Source organism: Halobellus rufus, assembly GCF_000739575.1.
Taxonomy (GTDB): domain Archaea; phylum Halobacteriota; class Halobacteria; order Halobacteriales; family Haloferacaceae; genus Haloquadratum; species Haloquadratum rufum.
Genome location: NZ_BBJO01000045.1, coordinates 1 through 7,838 on the forward strand (window position 1 = coordinate 1; position 7,838 = coordinate 7,838).

The 7,838-nt window shown below is 54.4% G+C and carries 8 protein-coding genes; 5 read left to right on the plus strand and 3 right to left on the minus strand.

What is annotated here, in order from left to right; all coding sequences use genetic code 11:
• Positions 1–68 precede the first annotated feature (68 nt).
• Both ACP99_RS16130 and ACP99_RS16135 read right to left on the minus strand, forming a co-directional pair.
• Positions 69–764, minus strand: a complete 696-nt coding sequence (locus ACP99_RS16130) for a nucleotidyltransferase family protein (protein WP_049987582.1) — start codon at positions 762–764, stop codon at positions 69–71.
• Positions 761–1,435 carry a helix-turn-helix domain-containing protein gene (locus ACP99_RS16135; RefSeq protein WP_049987583.1) on the minus strand — a complete coding sequence of 225 codons (675 nt, stop codon included), beginning with the start codon at positions 1,433–1,435 and terminating at the stop codon, positions 761–763. The genes ACP99_RS16130 and ACP99_RS16135 overlap by 4 nt, the downstream gene beginning before the upstream one ends.
• Positions 1,436–1,857: 422 nt before the next feature.
• On the opposite strand from ACP99_RS16135, the gene ACP99_RS16140 reads away from it, so the two are divergent.
• Both ACP99_RS16140 and ACP99_RS16145 read left to right on the plus strand, forming a co-directional pair.
• A complete protein-coding gene (locus ACP99_RS16140; RefSeq protein ID WP_049987584.1) occupies positions 1,858–2,676 on the plus strand; it encodes a ParA family protein in 819 nt (272 codons plus the stop codon).
• On the plus strand, positions 2,673–3,071 hold the full coding sequence (locus tag ACP99_RS16145; protein ID WP_049987585.1) for a hypothetical protein: 399 nt from the start codon (positions 2,673–2,675) through the stop codon (positions 3,069–3,071). Before ACP99_RS16140 ends, ACP99_RS16145 begins: the two co-directional genes overlap by 4 nt.
• 122 nt (positions 3,072–3,193) lie before the next feature.
• On the opposite strand, the gene ACP99_RS16150 is transcribed toward ACP99_RS16145, so the two are convergent.
• Positions 3,194–3,982 carry a TrmB family transcriptional regulator gene (locus tag ACP99_RS16150; RefSeq protein WP_049987586.1) on the minus strand — a complete coding sequence of 263 codons (789 nt, stop codon included), beginning with the start codon at positions 3,980–3,982 and terminating at the stop codon, positions 3,194–3,196.
• A gap of 83 nt (positions 3,983–4,065) precedes the next feature.
• Here ACP99_RS16150 and ACP99_RS16155 point away from each other — a divergent pair, with 83 nt between their 5' ends.
• The 3 genes from ACP99_RS16155 (at position 4,066) to ACP99_RS16165 (ending at position 7,497) form a co-directional block, all read left to right on the plus strand.
• Complete coding sequence (locus ACP99_RS16155) at positions 4,066–4,398, plus strand: DMT family transporter (protein ID WP_049987587.1); 333 nt, start codon at positions 4,066–4,068, stop codon at positions 4,396–4,398.
• A 94-nt stretch (positions 4,399–4,492) separates the two neighbouring features.
• Positions 4,493–5,740: a digeranylgeranylglycerophospholipid reductase gene (locus ACP99_RS16160; RefSeq protein ID WP_049987588.1), complete on the plus strand. Its 1,248-nt coding sequence runs from the start codon at positions 4,493–4,495 to the stop codon at positions 5,738–5,740.
• Positions 5,741–5,820: 80 nt separating this feature from the next.
• Positions 5,821–7,497, plus strand: coding sequence for a transposase (locus ACP99_RS16165; protein ID WP_049987589.1), 1,677 nt, complete (start codon positions 5,821–5,823; stop codon positions 7,495–7,497).
• Positions 7,498–7,838 lie beyond the last annotated feature (341 nt).

Sequence of the window (7,838 nt, forward strand, 5' to 3'; positions counted from 1 at the left end):
TTTTGACTGACTGCAAGCACCGCTGAAGGGCCCTATCTTCACTTCCGAGCAAGGGGGTCCCGACCGCTTCAGCTCAGGTGGTCAATCTGCGAAGACAGATACTCCTGAAGCGCGGTGACCGTTTCTTCTGAGACAGCTGAGGCCCCGAAGTCACTCCGATACCCGTGCTTGAGTTCGTCGCTCTCTGTGATCTCCAGTCCACGCTCCAGCTGCTCCCGTAGCGCATCGTCGTCCCCTCGCCGCAGATGGGGTGTGACAGCGTCGAGATCGATTTCTTCTGCGACTGCCAGGACATCTCGAAGGTCTGTTTCGCGGCCACTGTGGAGCTTTGCCGCCACGAGGACGGCCCCATCAATCACTCTGGCTGTCGTCGTCACTGTGCCTCCGCTCACCTCCTGTTGGTGGCCGTGGTCGTCCAGGTAGTCGAACGACCACTGTGCCTCTGTCTGGCGACACCCGAGCCCGTTTACCAGGAGATCGAAGCCGATTGGCTGCTGCGGCGTGAGCCGCTTCTCGTACTCGATTACTTCGGTGTCGTAGAACCACTCCTTGGCGTGACTGTCCGTTTCCTCGAATCCCTGCTGTTCGAGGAACTCGACGAAGTCAGCCTTTGAGTCCGGCGCGACGACGATATCGAGGTCGGTGGAGAAGCGAGCATTGAACGCTGAGACAGCGTAGCCGCCAACAAGAACGTACTCGTGGCCCTGTTGCGTGAGCTCCTCGAGCAGTTCGATGAGCGCGTCACTTCGGCTGTTGAAGCTCATGGCTGTGCCCGTTCGGTCTCTCGATACGTGACGCCGAGGTCGAGGTCCTCGTACATCCGGTCGAGCATCGCCAGCCCCGACTGGAACTGGGCGTAGTTCTCGCGCATATACTCGATCGTTTCAGCTCTCGGGATCACCGGGTACCCCTCGACGTCCTCGATGTCGAGTGACGGGCGTGGCTCGAGGACGATCTGCAGTGGTCCGTCCAGCTCCTCTCGGGGCTGTCGCTCAACTGCGGTCGGGAGGTCGAAGGACTCGAAAAACGCCTCCCATGCGTCGACGTCCTGCTCACGAACAGCGAGGAACAATGGATAGTCGTCGGGCTCGCGACCGACCTGGTAGCCGCCCTGAGTCCACACGTAGACGGCGTCGATCCGCGTGAACGCGAACGGCCAGTCACTGAACTGCGGGATGACGTAGGCTTCCTCGATAGAGGGTGGACTGACGCCGGCGCTGGCAGCCACGAGCTCGCGTGCGGCGTCCCTCACGCGCTCGTCGACGACAGTGAGGCCGTCATCATAGGCAACGTAGCCTGCGTCTTCGAGACGGTTGACGGCCTGTCTCACGGTTTCGTACGGCGTGTGGAGGTGTTGGGCGACACGGCGGATGGAGTCACCACTCTCGATGGCGAGGATGGTCTGTGCCGCCGTGTCGTCGAGTACCTCATACATCTGGTGGTTACCAATAATCCGGTAATAGTTAAAAGGCTTACTCGACTGGTCGTTAAGCACGATCTCTCCCTTCGTCTCTCGCGGAGTCTTGTTTCCTCTCGAAAACACATAGAACGACCATAATGAACAAAACGAATATAACGAATGGAACGAGTAAAACGAATTCATTGAACGAATTCTGGGGAACGAACTGTTGAGGATGATTCAGCGGTACCTGTACTCGGTGGCTGGAACGAATGAAATGAACGTAACGAATGGAACGAACAAGATGATGGCAACGAGTGCGTTTACCTCAACGAGCAAAACGAACAGTTGGTTTTAACATCGTAGTAATCCTCTCACCGAGTGAAACACCCTCACCGAACGCACCGAACTAAACGACCAAAACGAACGAAACGAACACAACGAGAGAAACGAAGATAATGACCGACACCAATACTGCACGAATCACGGTGGCGAATCAGAAGGGCGGCGCAGGGAAGACTACCGACGTCATTCATACTGGCGGCGCACTAGCCGCCCGAGGCCACGATGTCCTCCTGGTCGATATCGACTACCACGGCGGGCTCACCTGCTCGCTTGGCTACAACGATCTGTACTACGACACCGACCGTACAACGCTGTTCGACGTCCTCGACTTCGATCAGATGGAGTCGGTGAACGACATCATCGTCGAGCACGAGGAGTTCGACATCCTTCCCGCCAGCGAGAAGCTTGCGAACAACAAGAACATCCAGACCCTACTTGAGGCGCCGAAGAGTCGCGAGCGATTGGAGATGACTCTCGACGAGCTCGACAAGGACTACGACTACATCATCGTCGACACGCCGCCATCCCTGAACGTCCTCACTGACAACGCCCTCGTCGCGACCGGAAACGTCGTCATCCCCGTCATTCCCGAGAAGCTCAACGCCAACAGCCTCCAGATTTTCGCAAAGCAGCTGAGTTCCCTCGAACAGGCGTACGGAGACATCAATCGTCTCGCGATTGTCTGTAACCGCGTCGAGCAGAACGCTGAACACCGCGCCACCATCGAGGAGATCAAGTCGGCGTACTCCCTCCCGGTGTTTGAGATCCCGAAGCGGACAGACCTCTCCCAGTCGATCGGCGAGGGGGTGTCCGTCTTCGGCTTCGGCAAGGAGAACCAGCGCGTCGAGGATGCACGCGACCTGTTCAACGAGATTGCTGACCTGTTCGACGAGACGTTTGAGCAGGTCACACCTGAGGAGGTGGAAGCATGAGCGACGGCTGGGGCGATGCTTCTGGCATCGAGGGCAACTACGAAGAGGAGGACGATGAGGTCGATTCCAGCGAAACGAGCAAGGTGAGTGAAACGGTGGAAACCAGTTCATCGACCGAAACGACCGAATCGACTTCAACGAGTGAAACGAACGAAACGAGCAAAACGAAGACGAACATCAAGGACGAGTGGAATGGGCGGACGATCTACATTCCTGATGGTGTCCTCGACGAAATGGAGGACACGTACCTCGAGTCCCAGCTAAAGCTCCGAAAGGCTGGCCAAGACGAGTTCAAGAAGAACCGCCACTTCTACCCGCTACTCGTCCAGTTCGGTGTTGAGGCGCTCTCTGATGCGGATGCTGAGGAAATTCAGGCTCGGCTTTCGGAACTCTGAGACGAATGACCTCGCGCAGAACGAGGACCGAGTGGAGTTGAGACTGGCCTTCTCAATGCACAGAGGCAATATCGGTTTGAGTCAATTACATCACATCACGTCTTCCTCCCATCATCACTGTCTCACTCAAGGAGGGGAACAGCATCGGTCCACAGTCGTTGGAAGTACTGCTCAAACTCGGAGACTACTTGCGAATCTTTGATCCCGATCACACCGATCCTGTCTTCACCAGATACTGGATGTAGCACATCAATCGTCGTCTCCACATTGTCCACGATATCAAACGAAAGCGCAATCTCAGGAGTCGTTCTGACAGTTATGTCTGCGGGCTGTTTTTCAATTAGATGTGGGAATCGGTCGGGGAGTACGGTAACTGCTTTTTCACTGAAGAGGAGGTCAACAGACAAATCCGTATTAGCCCCCTCGAAAAAGCCTTCCACTTCAGATTGGAGTGTCTCCCACGTCGCATCCTCGTAGGGAGGCCCGACGGCTGCCTTGACAACGCTCTCCGCGGTTCGCATATGCTGCTGGAGTGCTGTACTCATTTCGTCACTCCCGAGCGATCCAAGCCAGAAACTACTCTCTGTTGGTGGTGTCGGCAAAAGGTTCGAACGAACTGTTTCTGCTTTCTCGCGGTAACGATCCCACTCTTGTTTCAGTTCATACGCTCGTTCAGCCAGAAGCCTATCGACGACGGTTTCTGGCTGTACGGCGACGTACTGATTTGGATCGCTTGACTGTCTCCAGATCAGCTTGCGAGCTTCAAGACCGTTTAGCACGTCGTAGATACGGCCTTTTGGAACCCCACTAGTATCAGAGAGTTCAGCTGCCGTCACTGCTCCTATTACGAGAAGGGTTCGATAGGCCTTCTCCTCGTAACTTGAGAGTCCAAGCTCACCCAATTCCGTCATGCTTTGTCATTGTGCCTCCAAACAAATTGTAAGTGCTGTTTTGTTTCAGTAGTCGTATATCGGGGGCTTCGAGACCTAACGATATGCATCCGTACGTACTGCTCGCTGGTGCAATACTCTCCGAATTATTCGGGACGACTGCCCTCAAATTCTCCGATGGATTTTCACAACCGGTTCCCAGTATTGGGGTTGTCCTCGGATATGGGGCAGCGTTCTATCTACTATCCCTGACGTTAGAGGAATTACCGATGGGTGTCGTCTATGGGACATGGGCAGCATTGGGTATTGTCGGTGTGGCAGGTATCGGGGCCGTTGTTTTTGATGAACCAGTTGATCTGGCAGGCCTTCTCGGAATTGGCCTCATTATCAGTGGCGTCTACTTCGTCAACGTGGTGTCACAGATGTCTGCCCACTAAGATGGTGGGCACCGGGCCTGTGTAGAAACAACCGAAAAGTGGCACTGTGTTCCAACATCTTGTTCGTCCGCTCTTGAGTAGTTGTTCTCCAACGATGTCAAACAGGTATGATGTGATCATCGCTGGGGCAGGTCCAGCGGGGGCGCAGTGTGCACGAGATCTAGCTGACCGTGGGTACGATGTTGTCGTCCTAGAAACCGAAGCAGAAGATGAATTCCCAGCTCAAAGTAACAAATCTACCGGCGGAACGTTTGCGTCAATGATGACCTCCTTCGGCATCCCGGACGACGTCGTTATGCACGCGACTGGATCAGTCGTTCTTGAATCTCCAAATGAACACTTTATCCAGGACCAGCCGGGCTTTGTCTTGGACTTCGAGGCGTTCAAGAAGTTCCTTGTCGAGGATGGTCGTCACAAGGGTGCTGAGTATCGGTTTGATGCTCGTGTTCGTGACCCGATCGTCGAAGATGGTGATCTCGTTGGTGTCCGTTATAACCGTGACCAAGAGGTCTTTGGCGAAATCGTTATTGATGCTACGGGTCCGGCTGCGCCACTGGCTAAAGATCTGGGGATAGCCAATCTTGAGCGGGAGAACCACGCGATTGGTATTGAATACTTATTCGAAGGCGTCGATCTCAATCATCCCGAATTTGCTGATCTCACTGACGCGATGATGTTGCGGTTGGACCACGAGTACGCCCCTGGAGGTTATTCGTGGATCTTCCATACGGGTGACGACACAGCAAAAGTCGGCATCTGTTACATCCAGAATGAACGCTATCAAGAAAACGCCATTCACGATCGCACCGTCGACGGGTATCTCGAACATTGGCTTGATACTGACCCACGGTTCGAGAACGCCAGACAAATCGCAGAGAGTCCAGTTCGGGGATCAGCACATGTACAGCCCCCCGGATCGATGAGTACTGATTCGTTTATGGCGATCGGTGATACTGTCCCATCGGTTGATCCTGTCTGGGGAGAGGGAATCTACAAGTGTATGAAATCAGCTCGCGCAGCTGCAATGACAGCCGACCGCTGTCTGACGAGGACGAAAAACATCTCTGCTGAGGAGATGGGAGTCTACGACGACCTATGGAACGAGCAAGTTGCCCCCAGACAAGACCGTCGATTGATGATGACGAGGTTGCTATACCTTGCACCAAACGAACGGTACGACCGACTCATGCAAGATCTGAACAAGCTTTCTCGAGATACCCTTTCAGATATTAACGATGGGAGCAAGCGGGAAATTGTAAAACTGTTGTATCCTAGTGATATATCCTACCTCTGGAAATACTGGCGAGAAACACAGTTTGGGAGCGTCTCTTACTCCAGCTAACCACAACACTTCCGCTGATGAATCCAACTTCTATCCGATCTTGATCAACTGGTCTTGGACGTTTTGCTATCCGTACCTACATGGCTATGACCCCCGAGTCGCGTCGAACAGTCTTTCGCCAAATCGCTCATTGTTCCTATATCGATTGGCCAACGTATGGGTCTAGCCCGCTGTTCGATCGTTCGTCGCTTCCCGCACTGGAGTCGGATGTCCGCGTGGTCGCAAAAACGTGGTTCCAACAAGTCGAACACGAGGGCGTTGAACCATTCGTCCACACATTACCGCTTGCATACGTCCAGTTCGATGCCCACGACCGATATGCAGGCTCGACGAGCTACGAGATTGAGACTCTGTTTCGCCTATTCCTGTTAAAAGAACTCTACGACTGGGACCACGAAACCGCGCTCGTCGAATACCTCACCAAGCATCCCGATCTCTGTGATCAACTTGGCCTGGAGTCGGTCCCCGATCAGTCAACCCTATGGCGTAGCTGGCATCACCGGTTCACGGCCGAACTCCAAGACACCGTCGAGACGGCAGCGCGAACAATCCTCATCAAAGCCCAAAATGCGGGTGTCTCTGTTCCACGAGAACCAGAACGGCAGAGCCGCAGACACTATGATGAGAATGAAGAATCGGACCCCGATGATCAGACCGTATTAGAGCAGGCCGAGACCGTTACTGAGCAAGTGAGTCGCGTTGCCTTCCCAGCGTTCTCACTGGACCGTGGCGAGGGTTGTGAGATCCACGAAAATGCCTACTGGGACCTCCAAACCTACCTAGGGCTTCGAGAAAACCTCGCCGTCAATGAGGGGGCTCGCAGTTTCATTCACGAGTCCAATCGGGAGCGGACACCGCTTGGCCACGCCCATCGCGAGCATCTCCGCGACCTCTCAATTGAGCAGATACGCGAGATGTACCGCCAAGCCGTGAGTCGCCTCTTGGATCGAGTCGCAGAGACGGAGGCGTTCTACCGGGCTGGCATCGTTGCCATCGATATCACTGAATCAGACCCCTTTACTGGTGACCGAGATGGCCACGAAGATGAGATTATCGGCACGAAAGAGAACACCGACGAGTACGCCTACCAGTGGGCCACGATCCAGATGGTCGGGAATGCCGTCCCAATCGTCTTAGATGCGCGCCCAGTCCGGAAAGGGGACACACGCAAGGAGATCGTCGAGGACCTCTTGGATTCGGCAGAGGCAGCTGTTCATGTCGATAACGTACTGATGGACCGTGAGTTCGACAGCCAGCATATCCTGGAGATGCTGAGTCAACGTGGGCTCTCCTACGTCGTTCCGAAGCGGATGCAGACCAGCGAGAAGGCCCAAGCCAAGCGCCTTCTCAAGCGCGACAAGGATCGGTATGAGACCGACCGGAAGCTACATCTCGGCGACAACGAGTGGCACTCGACGACGCTAATCTACCGACGGAAAGAGAACTCCGCGCACACTGATCATCGGCAGTACTCGGTGTTCATGACAAATCGGAAGAGTGGCCTTCTCCCGGAGTATGGCTACCGGTGGGAGATTGAGAGTGGCTACAAGTCGATCAAACGGTTCATGGGCGCGACGACCTCGAAGAATTTTAGCCTCCGATTCTTCTACTTCGCGTTCGCCTGTCTCCTGTACTCGATCTGGCGAGCGGTCGATCTATTGGTACAGGTACAGTTGACCGGTGAATACGAGCATTCACCGATTGTAACAGCCGACAATACGCTAACGCTGGTGAAGAAGGAAACCGGAATCGGATAGTAACGAGACTCTCTCCGCAATAGCGGGGCGTCTGAGTGGCTACGCTGTCGAAAGTCGCCGAAATTCGCATTTATGGTTGGAATTTCAACAGAACCGCCCGTCTGGAGAGTAATCTGAGTCGGCTTCCGATCACTGAATCGGCTGAAACGACGCATTACAGGCCCGCTATACCCGCTGTAGTCTCAACTTCCCGGTCGCGGCTTTGGTATAGCGGCATATGATTCATACCGTTGGACAAACCCGAACTTCGGGGGATAGAACCCTTCTATCATAGGAAAAATGGTTATGAGACTTCTGTCACCGGTGGTCCTGATTACGCCGGTAATCACGACCACTTTGAA

Excerpts from the sequence above, each read along its gene's own strand:
- ACP99_RS16150 (WP_049987586.1), bottom strand. The coding sequence starts at position 3,982 with ATGACGGAATTGGGTGAGCTTGGACTCTCAAGTTACGAGGAGAAGGCC.
- ACP99_RS16155 (WP_049987587.1), top strand. The coding sequence starts at position 4,066 with ATGCATCCGTACGTACTGCTCGCTGGTGCAATACTCTCCGAATTATTC.
- ACP99_RS16135 (WP_049987583.1), bottom strand. The coding sequence starts at position 1,435 with ATGTATGAGGTACTCGACGACACGGCGGCACAGACCATCCTCGCCATC.
- ACP99_RS16145 (WP_049987585.1), top strand. The coding sequence starts at position 2,673 with ATGAGCGACGGCTGGGGCGATGCTTCTGGCATCGAGGGCAACTACGAA.
- ACP99_RS16130 (WP_049987582.1), bottom strand. The coding sequence starts at position 764 with ATGAGCTTCAACAGCCGAAGTGACGCGCTCATCGAACTGCTCGAGGAG.
- ACP99_RS16160 (WP_049987588.1), top strand. The coding sequence starts at position 4,493 with ATGTCAAACAGGTATGATGTGATCATCGCTGGGGCAGGTCCAGCGGGG.
- ACP99_RS16165 (WP_049987589.1), top strand. The coding sequence starts at position 5,821 with ATGGCTATGACCCCCGAGTCGCGTCGAACAGTCTTTCGCCAAATCGCT.
- ACP99_RS16140 (WP_049987584.1), top strand. The coding sequence starts at position 1,858 with ATGACCGACACCAATACTGCACGAATCACGGTGGCGAATCAGAAGGGC.